Source organism: Aneurinibacillus sp. REN35 (assembly GCF_041379945.2).
Classification (GTDB): domain Bacteria; phylum Bacillota; class Bacilli; order Aneurinibacillales; family Aneurinibacillaceae; genus Aneurinibacillus.
The window spans coordinates 75,424-96,397 of the sequence record NZ_JBFTXJ020000013.1; the positions used below are offsets into that span (position 1 = coordinate 75,424).

Below are 20,974 nucleotides of genomic sequence, written 5' to 3' on the forward strand. Positions count from 1 at the left end.
TGAAAACCTGGCGGCTCCTTTTATGATTAGCAGTTTCTGCACCGGTATGTACTAACGGTCCGCACCCGGATCAGAAGCACGAAATAACACGCGAATCTGCGTGCCGCACTCCGCTTCGCTCTTCACTTCAATCTCCCCCTGATGCGCTTCAATAATCTGTTTGGCAATCGCCATCCCGAGACCGGACCCCTGATGCTTGGCGCTGGTGTTCGTACCACGGTAATAGCGAGTAAACAGCTGTTCGATCTCTTCTTCAGGGATGCCCTGCCCATTATCTGCAATGAGCATCTCGATCCTCTGGCTGCTTTTCGTTATATGTACCTGCATACGTGTAGATACGGGATTATGAATGACGGCATTATAAATCAGATTGGTAAAAGCGCGGGTAAGGAAAGCCCGGTCGCATGTAAAACCGATCCGCTCGCAGGCGGGCGCAAACTCAATGTCCCGCTGCGCATACTGGGGGTCATTAAGTAAATCGATAATAATCTCCCGAACAATGTCCACTACGTTTTCTTCCCGCTTGTGCAGCGGCAGCAGGTGATTTTTTAGCTGATAGGTTAAGCGCAGGTCATCGACCAGCTTTTCGATATAATGCGTCTTGCCCACAATAATGTCCGCATACTTCCGCTGTTCCTCCGGCGCAATGTCGTACTCGGGATCGGCAAGCACTTCCCCGTACCCCTTGATCGAAGCAAGCGGCGTTTTAATATCATGGGAAAGATTCGTCACCCATTCCTCCCGCATTTTCTCCAGCCGCACGCGCTGCGTCTCCCCCGCCTGCAGTGCATCGGCCAGTTGATTAAGACTGTGGTATACGTCTTTATACAGCCCGCGCGGGTGATGCAGCAGTGTATACTGTCCGCGGGCAAGTGCTTTGATGCCGTTAATAATGGTAACCAGCGGGCGGGTAAGCCTGCGGCCGAATATATATCCCAACGTAAGCACCATCAGGAAATTCAGCCCAAGCACAACCACAATCCCTTCCTTCCAGAAGTTCATAATACGAAACGGACTGAAATAGGTAATGTATTTGGCGATATGCTCCATGGGATAGCCTACAATGTAGGTCCACTTAGTTCCATTATGGCTCAGCCAGCTTGTAAACAGCGTAGAGCCTTCAATCGAATTATCATATTTATAGTAGTGAACCAATTCACCTGGCGTATAGCGTACAGGCGCGGCTTTCGGCTTATACAGAGCATAGACTTCCATACCCGACTCGTCGATGATCTGAAACCATGCTCCCCGCTTTGTAAGCTTGGCCACACCTTCCGACGTAAGCTTCGGCTTTCCGTCCGTAAATGTAATATAGTGCTGGAAATCTCTTGTATAAGTGGAATATGAAAAAAAGGGCGAGCCTACCGTTTTCTCGGATGACTCCCCACCTGTCAGAAAATAAAAAGCGGCCGCTAAATTAATGCATGTGCAGGCAACGGTCATGAGCACAAGCGGAACGAGAAATAAGCTTGTCATCTTCCATTTCATTCTGCATCGCCCCCGACACGCAGCTTATATCCAAGTCCGCGTACCGTCAGCAAATATTTTGGGGAGGACGGGGTATCCTCCAGCTTCTCACGCAGGTGCCTGATATGTACCATAACAGTGTTATCATAGCCGAGATACGCCTCCTGCCACACCGCTTCATACAAACGGCTTTTGCTGAAGATCTGGTTCGGGTGGCGCGTTAAAAACAGCAGCAGTTGATATTCCTTGGCTGTGAGCGTTATTGGACCGCCTGCCTTCCGCACTTCACCGCGCTTTTCATCAACTTCAATATCACCGAATTGATGTACGCTTTCTTCCTCATGCTGCTTGGCATATTGATGATGGCGGCGAAAATACGCCTTCATTCGATACGCTACTTCCTTCGGGCTAAACGGCTTCGTAATATAATCATCACCGCCAAGTCCCAGGCCGAGAATTTTATCCGCATCCTCGTTTTTGGCGGATAAGAATAAAATCGGAACTACCGTAAACGTACGCAGCTGCCTGCAGACCTCAAAGCCATCCATGTCAGGCAGCATAATATCGAGCACGATCAGATCCGGCTGTTCACTGCGACACAGCTCGATTCCCTGTCGGCCGTCTGACGCTTTGTATATATGGATAAATCCTTCTTTTTTCAAGACTGTCTCTAACAAATGGAGAATATCCAATTCATCGTCAATCAGGACAATTTTTTTGCTAGAAATATCGGGCATTGCAAGCAAGTCTGTCACCTCGAGCCGCCATATACGGCGCGTTTTCCGCCATTATATCACAGGCGGAAAGCCCGCTTGCTTAACTCTACCTTAAATCTAGCAGGACGTGCCTTAGCTTAGCGGTTCATCGTATAGAACAACCAGGACAGATACGTAGCAAAGCTGCTCCAAAGCAGGTACGGCACGAAGAGCCAGGCGGCAGCCTTCGAATATTTTGGCGTGAAAATGACTAGCAAGAGAGTGGTCGCGGCTACACCAAGACAGTCAAGAAACGCGGCATACAAGTCTTTTTGCTCGAATTGAAAATAGCTAAATGCCTGATTCAGTACATAATTTAGAATAAATAAGGCAAGCCATCCACCACTTATGCGTTGAAGTCCGATCTTCTGATGGAGGATAGCTACCGCTAAAGAAATCAAGGCATACAGCACGATCCATACCATGCCGATAAAGCTTCCTGACGGTGTAAACGATGGCTTTGCCAGCGCCTCATACCATGTTGGGTCAAGCTGAAACAGAAAGCCGGAGATTGAAAATAGCGCATACGTAAGAACAAACACAAGAATAGTTGATTTCTTCATTGCACTCCCCTTTCTTTAGGCATGATGAACATTTATTCATTGAATAGATACCCCCTTTTTCACTCTTTTATGCAGCATTATCTTCTGCATGTCCAAATTTAATCGCACATATTCTCGCGCTGTCAGCGCTGCCTTCCCGCCCATATGGGATCCATCGCTTCTCTGCTTTTCCAAGCCAAATAAAAAACCGTTCTATTACATAGAACGGCAGCTATCCTGTATAAGACGATTTCTGACAAAAAACTTTTTCAATGAGGTAGGCGACATACGGATGTCGATAATTCTCCTGATGCTCTAGGCGATACAATTGGCTCCAGAGCGAGTTATACGTACTGCGGTACTGATCCGGTACACAATCGCCAAAGCATTGTTGGAGATGGATAAGCCGCCACTTCGCATACGCTCTTTCTTCTTCTACATTTTCCTTATCACCCATATCGATACGAATGATTTGTTGATTTATTTCGTGCAGCAATGTCTCGGTCATGTTATCAAAGCAGGAAAATTGTTCTTTTTCATACCTACATACTTGTGTTAACATTTTCTTTTTCTTCCTTCCAGCATTTTATTACTATTGGCACGTTGGAAATATTAGCAAATGTAAATATCATCCAAAAGAAATTATACAACATTTGTAAACAATTGTGACGATAAAGTTAATTTTTTCTTAAATTTTCGTTCGACAAAAAAACCGCACCTGGTTTGCGCAAAAGCTGATGCGGCAGGTGCGGGAAGCAATTATATTATGCATGCATACTCGTTTGCTTTTGAAGGATTTTTTGATATTTGCGGCTTACAGAGGATTGGCTAATCCCAAGTGCTTTGGCAGCCATGGTCGTTGTTTTGTACCGTTCCATCGCTAGGATAATAAGCTGTTCTTCCACATCATCCAATGCTTCCTGCAGTGGGATCAGATTCGTAATAATCGGCTTAACCTTGGTCGATGCCTTCTTCCATTGGAGGAATCGATTCAGATGACCGGCGTCGATCATTTCATCTTCCGTCGTCACAACCGCGCGTTCAATAATATTCTGCAGCTCACGCACATTACCCGGCCACGAATAAACCTCAAGCAAGTTGAGTGCATCCGGACTTAGCTGAATATCACGATGATACGTATCATTGAGCTTTTGCAGGAAATAGTAAGCAAGCACCGGAATATCCTCCGGACGTTCCCGCAGCGGCGGAATATGAATCGGAATTACATTTAAGCGATAGAACAAATCTTCACGGAAGCTTCCTTCCTCCACGCGCTGCTCTAAATTTTTATTCGTGGCAGCAATAATCTGCACATCCACCTGCATGGTATCAGTACTGCCGACCGGAATGATTTCACGCTCCTGAAGTACACGCAGCAGCTTCACCTGCAAGGAAAGTGGCATCTCACCAATTTCATCGAGGAACAAAACGCCGCTGTCCGCTTTCTGAAAATATCCTTCTTTTCCCCGCGGATCCGCTCCAGTAAATGCCCCCTTCTCATAACCGAACAATTCACTCTCTAGCAGGTTCTCAGGAATGGCACCACAATTAATTTTGAGAAAAGGCTTCGCTGCACGCACGCCCAATTGATGAATCGCCTTAGCAAATACTTCCTTTCCTACCCCCGATTCCCCCGTGAGCAGCACTGTGGATGAGAAGCGTGCAATCTTTTCAATTTCACGCATAATGCGATCAATTTTTGGACTGCAATAGACCACACTTCGGTTCAGTGTATGTCGGCTTTTTAGATTTTCCAGTTCTTCCTTATACTGTTGAGAGAGCTTTTTAACTTCACGCAGCTCGTTTTTTAATTTGCTTGTCTCCGTAATATCACGGGAAGCGATTACAATCCGCTCGATCTTCCCTTCTTCATCGAATACCGGGTTGCCGACAGCGAGCACTTTACAACCGTTATTCAAATCTTGAATGACTGATACTTTTCGCTTCTGCTCCAAAACAAGCCGGGTCACCGCAGGCTTAAACAGTCCTTTATCCTCTAACTCCAGCAAGTTCTTCCCTACAAGCTCCCGTAGGTCACCCTGCCGGAAATTGATTTCATCGTTATCGCTAAAGCGCATCAATTTTCCTTCAGCATCTACAACAAGGATTTCATCATAAATAGTAGAAAGAATCGCTTTCATATCTTTATTTAAATCTTTAACATAATCAAGTTCCATTGCAATTTCCTCAAGCATTGGCAAATCCTGTACTACAATGATGACACCCTTCACCTCATGATCCGGTGTCAGAATTGGGCTATAGTCCGCTAGTATTCCCATCTCAGGCCGTAGATGCAGCTGATTTAAAATCGTCTCACCCGTTGTAAATACGCGTTCAATCTGCTCTGCGCCAAACACTTCATGAGCAGGACGGTTATGGAGCTTCTCTCTCTCCGAACGGATCATGCGCACACCTTCGTCATTGTAGTTAATGATCGCACCCTGCTTATCAACAACGAAAATTCCCATCGGAATGGAGGAAAGAATTGTGCGGAACAAATCAATATTGTGGTCATCTTGACGCAATAGCTCAATAAGAATATCTTCACGGCGCAAATATCCGCATACCTGGTCATGCTTGTCTTTGACAATGACCATCTCTTCTCCCAGCAGCTTAAATATGTCGGGGACAGGGACATCACAGTAAATATGGTACGCGAAATGCAGTGGAATGAGCTGGGATAGCCAGAAGTGTCTTTCCTTCTCTGGCTCCTGCGTCTCCATCTCATCCATAATGTCATGTGCCCGGATATAACCGAGAATCTCATCTTTTTTCTTAACGAAAAGGACCGGCTCCTTCTGTTCAGCTACATAGCTCTCTACTTCGGTGAATGACATATCCGTAGAAACCGAACAAATCCCGCGCACATTGTCTTCGGTAAATACCAACACCTTCCCATCCCCTTTCAATTCAGAAAATTATGCGTAGTGTAATTCTATTGAAATTCTCTGCATAATTCAATATGGTTATGCGCATCTGCATACAAGAATAAGCAGGAAGCTGTGAGATATCCTCTAAGCCTCCTGCTTGTATATCATTTATATACCATCAATTTGCGCTGTCTTCTCCTCAATATAAGCAAGGACCATCCCAGGTATCACCCGGTCTCCATCTCCTACTTCTAGTGAGTGGACATGCCCGCTAATATCAACCACAATTTCTTCTACCATTCCGTCATCTGTACGAATAAGAAACAATGTATCCCATTCGTAAAAACAAGATGAGAAAGGGTGGAGAACTTTCTCCACCACTCCATAATAAGGACTTACCACCGGATACTGAATGGTCATCCTATAACTTCCTATACAAGTACAGCTTTGTTTACGTCTTCTAACACTTTAGCGAACGTTGCGCATACTTTATCGCATTGTTCTTTTTCAATCGTTAATGGCGGCTCAATGCGGATTGTTTTTGCGTTGATTAATGTACCCGCAGTTAGTACACCGTTATCAAAGAAGCCTTTTGCTACCTCATAACCGATCTCGTCATTAACGAACTCGATACCAATCAAGAGACCTTTGCCGCGTACTTCAAGTACTTTGTCGCCATGACTTGCAGCCGCTTCACGCAGTCCCTTCATCATATATTCTCCCATTTCTGCTGCGCGCTCAGGTAATTTGTCTTCAATCAATACATTAATTGTCGCAAGCGCTGCTGCACATGCAAGTGGGTTTCCACCGAATGTCGTCGTATGCAGGAATGGATTATCAAACAGCTTGGAGAATACTTTCTCTGTCGCAACTGTTGCGCTTGCAGGCATAACGCCGCCGCCAAACGCTTTTGCAAGGGTAATAATATCCGGTGCTACATCATAGTGCTCAGCGCAGAACATTTTTCCTGTACGTCCCATACCTGTTTGTACTTCATCAAAGATCAACAGGGCACCGAAGTCGTCACACAGCTGACGTACGTTCGCCAAGTAATCATCTGGAGGAATGATGACACCACCCTCTCCTTGAATCGGCTCTAATAGAACTGCGGCTACGTCTTCGCCGACCATTTGGCAAGCTTGCATCGTTTTACGCATCATATCAATATCGCCGAATGCGACATGACGGAAGCCATTAACGAGCGGCATGAACGGTTTACGGAATACTCCTTTAGCCGTACCGGATAGAGCACCCAGACTCTTACCGTGGAATGCACGCGTAGTTGCAATAAATGTGCTGCGTCCTTCTTCGCTGTGATAGATTTTCGCCATTTTCAATGCAGCTTCCACCGACTCCGTACCGCTGTTGCCAAAGAATGAGTACTTCAAATCTCCTGGTGTAAGCATCGCCAATGTTTTAGCCAGCATTGCGCGAAGCGGATCAAGCAAATCCTGACTGTGCAGCGGTTGACGCGCCATTTGATCCTGTACTGCTTTTACAACTTTCGGGTTGCTATGACCTACATTATAAATACCGAATCCACCGAGACAGTCGATATATTCTTTTCCATTTACATCAACAAAGCAGTTCAGACCGGCATCTTTCCATTCTACAGATGCGAATTGACCGCCTTTGGTTACGGATTTACGATAGTCAAGAAAACCTGCATTTACATTCTCGCGGAAGCCTGTAACCGTTTCATTTGTAATCCATGCAGCTTCCTCTTGGGTTACATCCGTTTTCTCGATCATGCTTAACACTTTTGATGTATATTCTAGTATTTCATTATAGTTTGACATAGAAGTTCCCCTCCGTACTTTCACTTTTTTATTAAACCTCCGGCCCACTGTATATGGGCCGGGCATGACTCTATTCTGTTCTGCATAGTGACGATTTAGTTCTCGAACCAACCCACCGGCTCTACCTGTAGATTGATATTAATTTGTTTTACTTCGGTATATTCCTCGTAGCCGAATGTGCCAAGCTCGCGGCCAATACCACTTTGCTTATAGCCGCCCCAAGGTGCTTCGTTATATGTCGGGTGATAGCTGTTGATCCAGGTAATTCCCGCACGCAGCTTACGGATAACACGCTGTGCTTTTGCTCCATCTTGTGTGAAGACAGCGCCAGCTAATCCATATATCGTGTCGTTCGCTAATTTGACAGCATCCGCTTCATCCTTAAACTTCTGTACAACAAGCACCGGTCCAAAGATCTCTTCCTGTACGATGCGCATATCAGGTGTTGTATCAATAAAGATTGTCGGTTCTACGAAAAAGCCTTTGCCGTATTCACCTTCTGTAATACGGTTTCCGCCGCATGCAAGTACAGCGCCTTCTTCTTGGCCGATTTTAATATAATTCAAGACTTTTTCCATATGAGCTTCAGAGATCAGCGGACCCATTTCTGTGCTTTCTGCATTTCCTGCACCTACACGGATATTCTTTGTGCGCTCTACTAAGCGTTCGATGAATTTATCATAGATGCTTTCTTCGAGAAGCAGACGAGAACCTGCTGAGCATACCTGTCCCTGGTTGCAGAAGATACCGAACAGCGCATAATCTACTGCCGTTTCAAAATCTGCATCCGCAAATACGATATTCGGTGACTTACCGCCAAGCTCAAGCGAAATCTTCTTTAGATTGCCTGTAGCCGCTTGCATAATATGACGTCCGGTTGCAGTACCACCGGTAAATGCGACCTTATCGACATCATGATTGACTGCGATTTCATGACCAACAACCGGGCCTGCGCCTAGTACAAGGTTTACTACGCCTGCCGGGAAACCGACTTCTTCTAGAATTTCAAACAATTTAATCGCATTAATCGGTGTTACTTCCGAAGGTTTGAACACGACAGTATTTCCTGCGGCAAGCGCCGGAGCCAGTTTCCATGCTGCCATTAACAGCGGGAAGTTCCATGGAATGATCTGTCCGCATACACCAATTGGCTCACGTACAACCATCGCCTGCATCGGATCGGATACTTCGTATGTTTGACCATGCGGCTTCGTTGCAATTCCTGCATAGTAACGGAAGCAAGCAACAGCATCCGCCACATCAAATCCAGTCTCACGCAACGGTTTTCCATTATCCAATGTTTCACGCTGTGCAAATTCTTCTGCACGCTGCTCCAATTTATCTGCAATAGCAAGCAACAGACGAGCGCGCTCGCTTGCCGGTGTATCCATCCAGCCATCTTCATAGAAAGCACGCTTTGCGGCAGCTACTGCTCTTTGTACGTCTTCTTCTGTTCCTTCTGTTGTTACCGCAATCACTTCACCGTTTGCAGGATTAATGACATTTCTTGTTTCACCGCTTGCTGTCTCGACCCATTGCCCATCGATAAACATCTTTAATGTTTCTGTCGGATTCACTCCAGGTACGGTTGCACGTGCTGCTTTTACTTCTGCCATTTATATTCCTCCTCACGTTTTATAGAAAGGTTTTATTTGATTTGTCTTTATATAACTGCAATGTTGATGCCAACTTTCATATCTGCATAGAAATTAGCCACTATGCCTTGATGTTACGCAGCTTTATACGGTTTTTTATCTTTTTCATTCATTTCAATTATTCCGATATTTCTATGCGTTTGTTAATAATTCTATTCATATATGCATAGATTCTAGTCATATTGTGAAACAGCAGGTGGAAATGCAGGGAGCGCCGCTGCAAAGAACTCTTTAATTTTGTCTACATCTTCCTCTGCAACAGCCAATTTCTTTACCCAATACTTCTCATCATGGAGATCATCATGAGAAAGCAGAAGCGATTGTCCGCTTTGAAGGCATGTAATAAAGCTCTTGCCCTGGAACAAACTGCTGTATACAAATGAAAAGTCATAACGAGCTTCATCCGTTGCCAAGCAGACATAACGGGTCATTGACTGTTCTGATTCATCAAAAAGGTATTCCATTCTGCATTCCTCCCGTTGTTTATTCAACCCAGCCACGCAGGCGGCATGCCTCCGCAAGACGGCGAACCGCTACCATATAGGCTGCTGTCCGCATATCCACTTGGTGGGCTTCAGCCGTTTGATATACTTTTTGGAAGCTGGTTTCCATCTTATCTTTTAAGCGAGCATCTACAAGATCAGCATCCCAATAATAGCCTTGATTATTTTGCACCCATTCAAAGTAAGAGACAATCACACCACCCGAGTTAGCCAGTACATCCGGCACGACAGTAACTCCACGTTCGCTTAAAATTTTCCCCGCCTCAGTTGTAGTCGGTCCGTTTGCGGCTTCGACGATAATTTTGCATTGGAGACGCGGGGCATTTTCTGCTGTAATCTGTCCACCCAAAGCGGCCGGAATCAATACGTCACATTCTTGTTCTAGAAGTTCGTCATTAGACATTGTGGAGTTGAATAGATGAGTTACGGCACCGAATGAATCCCGCTTCTCCATTAAATAAGGAATATCTAAGCCATTCTCATCATAAATGCCGCCCATAACATCGGCGATACCAACTACTTTTGCTCCGCATTCATGCAGAAACTCCGCCAAGTAGCTGCCTACATTCCCAAAGCCTTGAATGATAATGCGCATATCTTGCAACTTCATTTGTTTTTTCTCGGCAATAAACTGCAAGATGTAGAATAAGCCGCGAGAAGTCGCTGTCTCACGACCTTTTGATCCACCTAAAGCCAATGGTTTTCCCGTAATAAATCCTGGAGAATCGAATTCCCGAATGTGATCATATTCATCTAGCATCCATGCCATTACCTGTGAATTGGTGTACATATCCGGTGCCGGAATATCCTTAGAAGGGCCAACAATCTGACTCACTGCACGAACATAGGCACGGCTTAACCGCTCTAGCTCACGCATGCTCATGGTACGTGGATCACAGATTACGCCGCCTTTTCCACCGCCGTATGGCAGGTCGGTAATCCCACACTTCAAGCTCATCCATCCCGCGAGAGCGCTTACTTCATCCGCATCAACTTCCGGGTGGAAACGGATGCCTCCCTTGGTCGGACCCATTGCATCATTATGCTGCGCACGATACCCTTTGAAGATCTGCGTCGTACCATCATCCATCTTCACAGGAATATTAACTTCAAGCACCCGCATAGGCTCCTTTAAAAATGTGTAGACGGTTTCAGAGTAATGCAGGCGTTCTATAGCTTCCCGTAATACTGATTGAAACGCTTCAAGTTCGCTCGTCTTCTTTTTTACCTGCTCTTGCTTGGTTATCGTTTTATTCATGGCTATATCCACCTCATTATTTACAATTTGCTGTTTAATAAATTTAAAGTAGCAATAAGCATGCCAAGTGAAAAACAACGGGAAACGTGCAAAATCGAACCGATTGACCTAGTATCCTTACGCAAAATTGCATAATCTATCGACAGGAGAATAATATTCATGCATAACATTTTAGATATATGCTAAATCGCATATAAAAAAGAGCAGCCTCTTCTTTCGGCTGCTCCTTCATCCTATATCGTTTCTTAAGTTTTATGAAAGTCTTTTTACTTTCTCGTCCTGATTTGTCGAAAGTGTGGATGCTTTTTTATCTTCTTCCTCATCACTTGTAAGATGTTTGGCCGAGTTTTTAAATTCAGTGAGTGTACGTCCAAAAGCTCGTCCGATTTCTGGAAGCTTATTTGGACCAAATACGATCAGCGCAATGACAAGAATAAGAATTAAGCCAGGAACCCCAATGTTTGAAAGCATAGTATGATCTCCCTTCCTTTATGCAGATTAATTAAAATCCTGTAATGGCAACAACGCTTGGCAGAGCAATTGCATTGCCGCCTTTTGGCCAATGACTCGTCGGTTCTGCATATGATGCTAAGTTCTCACCCGGATGCTGTACGGCTAAGAATAGCGTCTTCTCATCCGGTGTAAACCACGGGCCTGTCATCTCAGCACCGATTGGGGCTGAAGCAAACTGCGCAGCCGCTCCTTTATCTGCGCCGGATGTTGGAATGAAGAACAATCCATTATTACCGAATGATTTATAAATTCCGCTATTCATCGATGAAGATGAAATATCAGTTACAACCCACAAGTTTCCGGCACTATCGAACGCAAGATTATCTGGTGCTGCAAATCCACTCTGCGGGCCGCCTGTAGCAAAAATTTCAAATGTAAACTCCTGAGCCGCATGGTTATGATCCTTCTCAAGTAACCGCACAATCTGTCCATAGAAATTCCCATGCTTCGAATTGTTCGTAAGGGCGATGAATACACTGCCATCAAGCGGATGTACCTCAACATCTTCCGGACGGTCCATCGGAGTAGCTCCTACTGCTTTGGCTGCATCCCGGCAATTTACCAGCACATCTGCTTGTGACGTGAACAACGCCTTTCCTGAAGCATCCTTTGCTGTTTGCAATGCTTCATTTCGTATGTAATCGAGCGCGATCCATTTCCCTTTGCTAAAATTCGCTACATACAATGTCCCCTCTTCAAGCAGCTTGGTGTTTGCTTTGCCTGCTTTCTTGCTGTATGCATTTTTGGATACATATTTATATACATACTGATCATTGGCATCATCCCCCATATACACTACAAGCTGACCGGTTGACGCTATCGTCATGGCTGTATTCTCATGAGAAAACCGACCTAATGCTGTATGTTTTTTGGGTACAGAATTCGGATCGAATGGATCTACCTCTACCACCCAGCCATAATGTGTTGCATCCTTTAGCTTGGTATCTGCGACTACACTATCAAAATTCTCTTCGCACGAAAGAATGGTGTTCCATAGTGTTGCACCACCCGAGCAGTTAGCGAATGTACCAATCACTTCGTGAGCGCCGCCTACTGCCGAGTGGCCTGCTGCTGCACCTGTCAACTTATGCTTGGTTAACCCGCTTACTCTGCGTCCGTATTTTGAATCTGGGATCAGACGCCACGTTCCTTTCTCCTTCTTTACTTCAATAACAGAGCCGCCAAGCGAGTAGAGATACTTTTCGATTTGGGCTTTTGTACGCATATTGTTTTTCGGGTCCGCATTTAATGCGTCATAACCTGTTACATAATATTCTAATTCCCCTACATACTCATGATTTACCCATAGCAGTCCATGCTCATGATTTCCATCGATGGGCAAAAAACAGGTAAAATCATTGTTGAATCCAAATGTGTCACCTTTTTCGTTGATTTTGTCACCATACGATGCAATAACATCATATTTGTATCCCTGCGGCAGCACCAGTTCATCTCTATTCGTTGCTTGAATCGGCTTGAATTTTACTTTGATCGGCTTACGCTTGTCCTCTTCCATGCCGAAGAGATGATCCGCTGTCTTACCGGAAAGCGTGCGCTCAGCCGCAAATGCCGGAATGCCTGTCGCAAGCGATGCCAGGGCAGCCGTACCTGTGCCAAGATAAGTTAGAAATTGTCTTCGATTCATTTCCATACATGTATCACTCCCCGTTTTTCCTCTACTGTGTCTCTGCCTGCTGGCACATGATTTCATTGTACAAGCATATTCTTATGCTACTTTTAATCTTGTTTTAAAATCGTGTAAATTTTCATTAAAAACATAAAGCATAACTATGGAGTGAGTTTTTCGCCCTTTTGTTGGAAATGTTTTCTTGGGCAAAGACACATCAGAACGGACAAGCTAAGCTTGAAGGATTTACTTTGCAACCAAAGGAGCTTTTTCATGGAACAGACAGGAAAACTTGATGGACAGGCCCGCCTTCTGCTGCTGATGAATACACTGTATCTCAGCTCAATCGGCCTCTCCAACACTTTCGTCAACGTCTACCTGTGGAAAGTGAAAAGCGACTATGCCGTGATCGGGCTGTACAACATGTTTGCTTTCCTTGCTATTCCGCTCGCATTTTGGGTAGGGGGTCATCTAATCAAGCGATGGGACCGAGTCATAAGCATTCGGCTTGGTGTTTTAATCATGGCTGCATTTTATCTCACTGTATTGTCATTAGGAAAATCCGCTGCCGTCTACGTGATTCCACTTGGGCTTTTGCTCGGCACCGGCGCAGGATTTTATTGGCTGGGTTATTATGTAATGTATTTCGAAATTACCGGCCCGGACAACCGGGATACCTTCAACGGAGCAAACGGGCTTATGATATCACTGGCTGCCGGGGGGGCTCCCTTTCTTGCGGGATGGCTCGTTACGCACCAGACGCAAGGATACCGACTTATTTTTTCGCTTTCACTCCTGATCTTCGTGCTCGCAGTTGCCGTTAGCTTCTTCATTCAAGGAAGAAAATGCGAAGGGGAGCTTGATTTGAGGCGCGTGTGGGCGGATACATGTGCCATATCAAAATGGCACTATGTTGTATTCTCGTATTTTTTCTGGGGAATAAGGGAAGGTGTCATGATTTTTCTTGTTGGTCTTCTCGTCTTTGTGATCTCAGCCAACGAGTTTACCGTAGGGGTCTATGCACTTCTTACATCGATCCTCTCTCTACTATCCTATTATGTCGTTGGTAAATGGATTCGTCCGGTAAGGCGCGAGCGGTTTCTGTTTATCGGTGCCATTATGCTGGCCGTATCAGTACTGCCGCTTCTCATCCAGTTTCGCTTTGGCACACTGCTTGCTCTAGGCATTGGAACCGCGTTATTCTATCCCTTTTTCTCCATCCCGCTTGTATCAACCAGCTTCGATGTTATCGGAGAAAGTATGGAGAAGGCACAGCTGCGCGTCGAATATATTATCATTCGGGAATTTGCTTTTAGTCTGGGCCGCCTACTCAGTACGTTTTCATTTGTACTGCTTGTCGGGATTACCACAAGTTCTCTAGCGCTCATCTTCTATTTACTTGTATTAAACCTGCTGCTGCTCTGTTGTTGGGCGTTCATGCGCCACGTTTTCCCTGCTCATGTATAAACCGTACCATACAGCTAACACTAAGAACATAAGCTTTCATTCTACGAAAGGGAAGCGACAAACTATGGACGAAAAATACATTCTTGCCTATTTCAATACGCCTGAACAAGCCAAAAACATTCAACAGCAATTGGCGGCACAGGAAGGCATTATCGCCACCCAAATTGACCGTATTGGTTTGTATCCCGGTCCTGAGCCGGATCATACGATTCAATCCATTACCGGAAATTTTGCCAGCCTGGCTTCACTAACCACAGATGCCACCCCCACACAGCCTGATGCGAATGTAATGATGAGTGCTCATCCAAGCGCAAGCGGTCTCAGTGATGGAGGAGAGGATATCATTCGCGGAAGAGACATTCTGCTTACTGTAGTGGTGCGTCCTGACCGCCACAAAGAAACAATGCAGCTTATCCGTGCTGCCGGAGGACTTGTATAAATGTCAAAAGGCGCTTTTCCCGCAGAAGGAAAGGCGCCTTTCTTTTTTTGCTTTATTAGCTTGAACGTTGTCCAGTCACTACGCTATCTTCTTCATCAATATACGAAGATTCATCTGCCTCTTCAAAATGAATATCCATTGGCTGTACTCTGAACATCTTGGTAACAAAAGCAAGATACACAACACCTAACGTAAACCAGATCATCCCCATCATAAACGAGCTCGACTCAAGATTGTACCAAAGCACAGCAACGAAAGCGGCTCCAATCAAGGGAATAATTACGTTAGACAGCAAATTCCCGAACGTCTTATACTGTTTATTCTTCACTGCATAATGTGCAACTACTGATAAGTTTACAAATGTGAACGCTATCAAGGCACCGAAGCTAATGAAGGAGGAAGCGATTTCAAGCGTAAAAAACACCGCTGTTAACGAGATCAGCCCCACCAAAATTACATTGTATATCGGCGTATGTGTACGCGGGTGGACATAACCGAATAATCTTTTTGGTAGAATATTGTCACGGCCCATTACGTACAGCAGACGCGACACGCTGGCATGGGAAGCCATTCCGGAAGCAATCGTTCCCGCAAGAGCGCCGGCCAAGAAAAACCACTGAAAGAACTTTCCCCCGACATACAATGCGATTTCCGGTGAAGTAGCATCGGGATTTTTAAATCGTGAAATGTCCGGAAATACAGCCTGTGTAAAATAAGAAGCAACAATAAAAATTAAGCCACCGATCAATGCCGTAAGAAAAATAGCACGCGGAATCGTTTTCACTGGATTTGGCGTTTCCTCCGCATATGTCGTAACAGCATCAAATCCAAGGAAAGAAAAACAGAGCACGGTCGCACCCACAATCAATGCCGATATCTGCATGTCCGGTGTATAAAAGGGTTCTGTTGGGAAAGCGGTTCCATAACCTGCTCCGCCAAGCAATTCACGAATCGCCAAGACAACAAAGATAGCGACTACAAGAATCTGGTACACAACAAGAAATGTGTTCAAATTGGACATCGATGTTACACCGACTACGTTCATGAATGTTACGACTGCTACAAACCCCACTACCCAGACCCATGCCGGGACGGTTGGAAACAACGCTGAGAGATAAATCTGCGTCAACAGTACATTAACCATGGGAAGCAACAAATAATCTAGTAGGGAAGACCAACCTACCACAAATCCTAGATGGGGGTTAATCGACTTTTGGGTATACGTGTATGCAGACCCGGCGCTTGGGAAAGCCCGAACCATTCTCCCGTAACTAAATGCGGTAAATAGCATGGCAGCCAAAGCGATAACATAAGCAAGCGGGACATGTCCATTCGCTTCATCAGAAGCAATGCCAAACGTATCGAATACTACCATAGGTGTCATATAACCGACCCCTAGCATAACGATTGGCCATAGTCCTAAAGAACGCTTTAGGCTTGCAGATTTTTGCATTGATCACTCCTCCTCACAATAAGAACAACAAAAAATTCTTGTACAGTTTCTAAAAAGCAAATAGTGTGCCATATATAAAAATTAGAAATATTTTAAATGAAGAAAGGAGAATTGCTCTTTATTGTGAGGAAAATTAGGCAGAAAAACAATTAGGGAATATTTTGGAAGCTTATCGAAGCTTTAAAATAGTATGAAAATGCGCATACATTATGCACAAAAGAATAAGGCACCCTTCCTTCGGAAAAGTACCTTATTTCTACTATATTATGCGTTTTTCTTTAATGTCTGATATTGAGCTTGTACCTGAACTGCTTTTTCTTGACGCAAATACACAAACCAATAGACCGCTCCGACAAAAATTGCGCCGCCTACAGCATTTCCTAAGAATACCGGTACGAAGTTGCCCAGATACTCCATCCATGTAACCTTACCGGCAAAGATCGCTGCCGGAATGACGAACATGTTTGCTACAACGTGCTGAAATCCAATCGTAACAAACGCCATGATCGGAAACCAAATACCTAGGATCTTGCCTGCAATATCGTCTGATGCAAAGGCAAGCCATACACCAAGACATACAAGCCAGTTACATCCTATCGCCGATATAAAGGCCTGAAAAAAGCTATCATTAAGCTTTGCTTCTGCAATAGCAACCGTCTTCGCAAGAAATGGACCCGCTTCTGTCAATCCAACCACATGACCGAAGAAATATGCCACAAAGACTGCGCCCACAAAGTTAGCAATCGTAATCCAGAACCAATTGCGTGCGATTTGGACCATTGTCACCCGACGCGACATCATTGCGATCGGAAGTGTCATCATATTGCCAGTCAATAGCTCACCACCGGCCATAATTACAAGCATAAGTCCAATCGGGAAGACCGCTCCGCCAAGAAATGATGCGAAGCTGCCCCACTCTTTTGGCAAATTGCCAATCGTACGAATATCCAATAAAAATCCTAATGCAATAAATGCGCCGGCAAGAAAACCGAGGACAAGCATGTCCGGTACAGACATCCCCGCTTTTTTTGCTCCAATTTCCACTGCATTCTTTGCCACTTGCTGTGGTGAATGAAATGCCATCTTCTCTCCCCTATTCCCTTAAACGCTCTCTATAATGTTATAGCTTCTGTCCCATCCCTTTAAGAAAACCGAGCATAACAGTCATGGCCCGATTGATATCTGGGTCCTTGTAAGCTTTCATTAAATCCATCATTCCGGTTTTCTTTCCTGCACGTACTTCTTCAGCAGAATGCTGCATCCCATTCACGATGCCTTCGAATACCTTCTTGACTGTATCCGGCTCTAGTTCACCTAGCATGCCAACAGCGCCCATGACGTTATTTACACCGCGTGTCATCGTTGGCTTGGATAGCTGGGAAACCCCTATTTCCATTACTTTTTCACGTGATTCGATCAATCCGCCAATGACTTCAAGCGCCCCGCTCTCGTGCAGCAGTTGAATGATTCTCAACGTCTCCTGCAGCGCTTCTCCGTTCTTTGCGACAAAGCCGATCAGCTCTCCTAGCGATTGAGCCTGCTTTTCAGCCTCGGTTGGTTCATTTCTATTTACGACCGTTGTGGGTTTGGCCATCTATTTCTCCCCCTGTCCGGCAGTTTCAAGCGTGAGGTAATCCGCACGCTTCCATTTGCGTTCAACTTCCACACCACGCTGCGGATTTCGTGTGCCAAAACGGGAATTAAACCGTGGAAGCGGATTTTCCCCTTCTACTTCTAGCACCTGCATTTTGACCTTTGTTTCCTTATATGCTGGTGTATGCGTAGTCAGGTCAAAGAAGCTGTTCGTTAACAGGTTCACCGCTGAGTCTTCACTGGTAGAATTCATTGGCACATAAATTTCTTTTCCCTGTACACGATCTGTAACGACAACACGCATACGAACCGCACCATATTCAGATTCTAGGCGAACAAGCGAACCGTCCTTCACTCCACGCTCTTTGGCAAGTTCTGGTGAAATCTCCACAAATGTATCCGGCGCTTTATACATCAATCCTGATGACTTGTTCGTCATGTTTCCTTCATGGAAATGCTCAAGCAGACGACCATTGTTTAAGAACAGATCGTATTCGGCTGGAACCTCAACCGGCGGGATCCAATCTGTCGGCGTCAGGCGTGCTTTACCATCTGGGAACGGGAATCGCTCTTCATACAGAAGTGGCGTATCCGTACCATCAGCTTGTACCGGCCATAGTAAGCTGCTATAGCCTTCAAGACGCTCGTATGCTACTCCGGCAAACAGCGGTGCAAGGCTTGCGGCCTCCGCCATAACCTCACCAGGGTTAGCATACTTCCAATCCGCCCCAAAACGGTTAGCCAGATTAACAAGAATCTGCCAGTCTGGACGCGACTCACCCAGCGGTTCCAACGCTTTATACATACGCTGAATCCGACGTTCAGTATTTGTAAATGTACCTTCTTTTTCAAGGCTTGGACTTGCCGGCAATACTACATCGGCAAACTGTGCTGTTTTGGTCAAGAATACGTCCTGTACGACGAAGAACTCAAGCTTCTCAAGAGCCGCATGAATATAGTTGGCGTTTGCATCCACCCATGCCATATCTTCACCCATCAAGAACATCGCCTTCATATCGCCATTGTGTATGGCTTCAATCATGCCATGGTTATCCAGCCCTTTTTCTGCTGGAAGCTTCACGTTCCATGCCTTCTCATAACGCTCCCGTACTGCATCATCCGTTACGAGTTCATATCCCGGATAGAAGTTCGGCAGTGTGCCGAAGTCACAGGCTCCCTGTACGTTGTTATGTCCGCGCAGCGGGAATGCTCCCGCATTCGGACGCCCGAAGTTACCTGTCACCAGCAGAAGGTTACTGATTGCCGTACTCGTTTCACTCGCGCCGCAGTGCTGCGTAACACCCATTGCCCAGAAGATTGCTGTCCCATCGGCCTCATGAATCATTTTTGCTGTCTGAATCATTTGTTCTTTCGGGATACGCGTCGTTTTTTCTGCATAGTCAAGCGTATAGGTTTCAAGCGATTTTTTGTATTCTTCAAATCCGTTCACACGTTGGTGAATGAATGCAATATCATGCCATCCTTGATCAATGATGTACTTTGTCACTGCGGAAAGCCATACATGGTCTGTTCCCGGTGCCGGGCGCAGGAAGAGGTCAGAACGCTCAGCCATCTCATTTTTGCGCAGATCGGCAACGATAAGCTTGCGTCCATTCACTTTGCGCGCACGCTTCAGACGCGTTGCGATAACCGGATGCGCCTCTGCCGGATTGGCTCCGACAATAATACCAAGACCTGCGCCTGCCATATCATAAATCGTACCCGCGTCGCCGCCGTAGCCTACTGTGCGGAATAGACCGGTTGTTGCCGGTGATTGACAGTAGCGCGAACAGTTGTCGATGTTGTTCGTTCCGATGATCGAACGCGCTAATTTTTGAAGCAAAAAGTTCTCTTCATTCGTACATTTAGAAGAAGAAATAAAGGCGAAGGTGTCCGCGCCTTCACGCGCTTTGATCTCTTGGAATTTGCTTACAATCAGATCAAACGCTTCCTCCCATGTCGCTTCATGGAACTCATCGTCTCTGCGAATAAGCGGCTTTGTCAAACGGTCCTCACTATTGACAAAATCCCAGCCGAACTTTCCTTTTACACAAGTTGAAATACCGTTTACCGGTGCGTCTGGCGTCGGCTCGATTTTTAGAATCTTACGGCCTTTTGTCCATACATCGAACGTACAGCCTACACCACAGAACGTGCACACGGTCTTCGTCTTCTTGGTCCGAGTTGCGCGAAGGGTCGCTTCCAGCTCGGAAACGGCAAAGATACCACTGTAACCAGGCTCTACTTCTTTCACCAGTTCAATCATCGGACTCATTACTTCCGGCTTCATGCCCGTCATGATGCCCGCTTCACCCAGCATAGATTTCTCCATAAGCGCATTACATGGACATACGTTCACGCAATGACCGCAGGATACACATGACGATTCATTGATCGCTACATCGTTATCCCAAATTACACGCGGACGCTCACGTTCCCAATCAATAGAGAGCGTCTCGTTGACCTGTACATTCTGACAGGCTTCTACGCATTGACCGCACAAAATACACTGGTCGGCATCATAACGGTAGAACGGATGAGACATATCTACTTCATATGGCTTTTCTTTGTACGGATACTTTTGATGCTCAATCTCCATCATTTCTACTGTATTATGAATGCGGCAATTTCCGTTGTTGTTATCACAAACCGTACAGTACAGCTGATGATTTTCAAGGATACGATCCATCGCTTCTACCTGTGCTGCCTTAACTGCTGTCGATTTGGTCTCGATATTCATGCCTTCCGCTACCTTTGTTGCACAGGAGCGCATCAATTGACCGTCAATCTCCACCATACATGTATCACAGGTCTGAATCGTTCCCAGATTCGGATGATAGCAAATATGCGGAATATCAATGCTTTGTTCTTTAATGACATCGACTACATTCTGTCCTGGACTTGCCTGATACTGTTGGCCATTAATACGGACGGACAGCTTTGTTGTATTCATCTTTCTCCCCCTTATTTTTTCATAAATCAGCAGGCCGGTTCTTTGTTTGATCTATACGAAACAAAAAAATTCCACCATAA

Annotated in this window: 18 protein-coding genes; 2 read left to right on the plus strand and 16 right to left on the minus strand. The window is 45.5% G+C overall.

The window, feature by feature from the left end:
• Positions 1-51: 51 nt before the first annotated feature.
• The 12 genes from AB3351_RS19240 to AB3351_RS19295 form a co-directional block, all read right to left on the minus strand.
• Positions 52-1,488, minus strand: coding sequence for a sensor histidine kinase (locus AB3351_RS19240; RefSeq protein WP_371148782.1), 1,437 nt, complete (start codon positions 1,486-1,488; stop codon positions 52-54).
• Positions 1,485-2,204, minus strand: a complete 720-nt coding sequence (locus AB3351_RS19245) for a response regulator transcription factor (protein ID WP_371148836.1) — start codon at positions 2,202-2,204, stop codon at positions 1,485-1,487. The genes AB3351_RS19240 and AB3351_RS19245 overlap by 4 nt, the downstream gene beginning before the upstream one ends.
• Positions 2,205-2,320: 116 nt before the next feature.
• On the minus strand, positions 2,321-2,785 hold the full coding sequence (locus AB3351_RS19250; RefSeq protein WP_371148783.1) for a TspO/MBR family protein: 465 nt from the start codon (positions 2,783-2,785) through the stop codon (positions 2,321-2,323).
• A gap of 211 nt (positions 2,786-2,996) precedes the next feature.
• Positions 2,997-3,326 carry a hypothetical protein gene (locus AB3351_RS19255; RefSeq protein ID WP_371148784.1) on the minus strand — a complete coding sequence of 110 codons (330 nt, stop codon included), beginning with the start codon at positions 3,324-3,326 and terminating at the stop codon, positions 2,997-2,999.
• A gap of 202 nt (positions 3,327-3,528) precedes the next feature.
• Complete coding sequence (locus AB3351_RS19260) at positions 3,529-5,655, minus strand: sigma 54-interacting transcriptional regulator (protein WP_371148785.1); 2,127 nt, start codon at positions 5,653-5,655, stop codon at positions 3,529-3,531.
• Between the two features lie 147 nt (positions 5,656-5,802).
• The gene (locus AB3351_RS19265; RefSeq protein ID WP_371148837.1) at positions 5,803-6,048 is read right to left on the minus strand and encodes a hypothetical protein; all 246 of its coding nucleotides are present in this window, start codon (positions 6,046-6,048) and stop codon (positions 5,803-5,805) included.
• 17 nt (positions 6,049-6,065) lie between these two features.
• On the minus strand, positions 6,066-7,433 hold the full coding sequence (locus AB3351_RS19270; RefSeq protein ID WP_371148786.1) for a putrescine aminotransferase: 1,368 nt from the start codon (positions 7,431-7,433) through the stop codon (positions 6,066-6,068).
• A 95-nt stretch (positions 7,434-7,528) separates the two neighbouring features.
• Positions 7,529-9,049 carry an aldehyde dehydrogenase family protein gene (locus tag AB3351_RS19275; RefSeq protein ID WP_371148787.1) on the minus strand — a complete coding sequence of 507 codons (1,521 nt, stop codon included), beginning with the start codon at positions 9,047-9,049 and terminating at the stop codon, positions 7,529-7,531.
• 212 nt (positions 9,050-9,261) lie between these two features.
• Complete coding sequence (locus tag AB3351_RS19280) at positions 9,262-9,552, minus strand: SAV0927 family protein (protein WP_371148788.1); 291 nt, start codon at positions 9,550-9,552, stop codon at positions 9,262-9,264.
• A 19-nt stretch (positions 9,553-9,571) separates the two neighbouring features.
• Positions 9,572-10,849 carry a Glu/Leu/Phe/Val family dehydrogenase gene (locus AB3351_RS19285; protein ID WP_371148789.1) on the minus strand — a complete coding sequence of 426 codons (1,278 nt, stop codon included), beginning with the start codon at positions 10,847-10,849 and terminating at the stop codon, positions 9,572-9,574.
• A 252-nt stretch (positions 10,850-11,101) separates the two neighbouring features.
• A complete protein-coding gene (locus AB3351_RS19290) occupies positions 11,102-11,320 on the minus strand; it encodes a twin-arginine translocase TatA/TatE family subunit (RefSeq protein WP_371148790.1) in 219 nt (72 codons plus the stop codon).
• Positions 11,321-11,351: 31 nt separating this feature from the next.
• Positions 11,352-13,013 (minus strand): PhoX family protein, encoded by a 1,662-nt coding sequence (locus AB3351_RS19295; protein WP_371148791.1) that lies wholly within the window; start codon positions 13,011-13,013, stop codon positions 11,352-11,354.
• 249 nt (positions 13,014-13,262) lie between these two features.
• Here AB3351_RS19295 and AB3351_RS19300 point away from each other — a divergent pair, with 249 nt between their 5' ends.
• Complete coding sequence (locus AB3351_RS19300; RefSeq protein ID WP_371148792.1) at positions 13,263-14,456, plus strand: MFS transporter; 1,194 nt, start codon at positions 13,263-13,265, stop codon at positions 14,454-14,456.
• Positions 14,457-14,520: 64 nt separating this feature from the next.
• Entirely contained in the window at positions 14,521-14,895 is a 375-nt protein-coding gene (locus AB3351_RS19305; protein WP_371148793.1) for a hypothetical protein, read from the plus strand.
• A gap of 55 nt (positions 14,896-14,950) precedes the next feature.
• Here AB3351_RS19305 and AB3351_RS19310 read toward each other — a convergent pair whose 3' ends face one another.
• From AB3351_RS19310 to fdhF, 4 genes are all read right to left on the minus strand, one after another.
• Positions 14,951-16,348 (minus strand): APC family permease, encoded by a 1,398-nt coding sequence (locus tag AB3351_RS19310; RefSeq protein WP_371148794.1) that lies wholly within the window; start codon positions 16,346-16,348, stop codon positions 14,951-14,953.
• A 264-nt stretch (positions 16,349-16,612) separates the two neighbouring features.
• On the minus strand, positions 16,613-17,431 hold the full coding sequence (locus tag AB3351_RS19315) for a formate/nitrite transporter family protein (protein ID WP_371148795.1): 819 nt from the start codon (positions 17,429-17,431) through the stop codon (positions 16,613-16,615).
• Between the two features lie 37 nt (positions 17,432-17,468).
• Positions 17,469-17,942 (minus strand): helical membrane plugin domain-containing protein, encoded by a 474-nt coding sequence (locus AB3351_RS19320; RefSeq protein ID WP_371148796.1) that lies wholly within the window; start codon positions 17,940-17,942, stop codon positions 17,469-17,471.
• On the minus strand, positions 17,943-20,894 hold the full coding sequence (fdhF, locus tag AB3351_RS19325) for a formate dehydrogenase subunit alpha (RefSeq protein ID WP_371148797.1): 2,952 nt from the start codon (positions 20,892-20,894) through the stop codon (positions 17,943-17,945).
• Between the last annotated feature and the right edge of the window lie 80 nt (positions 20,895-20,974).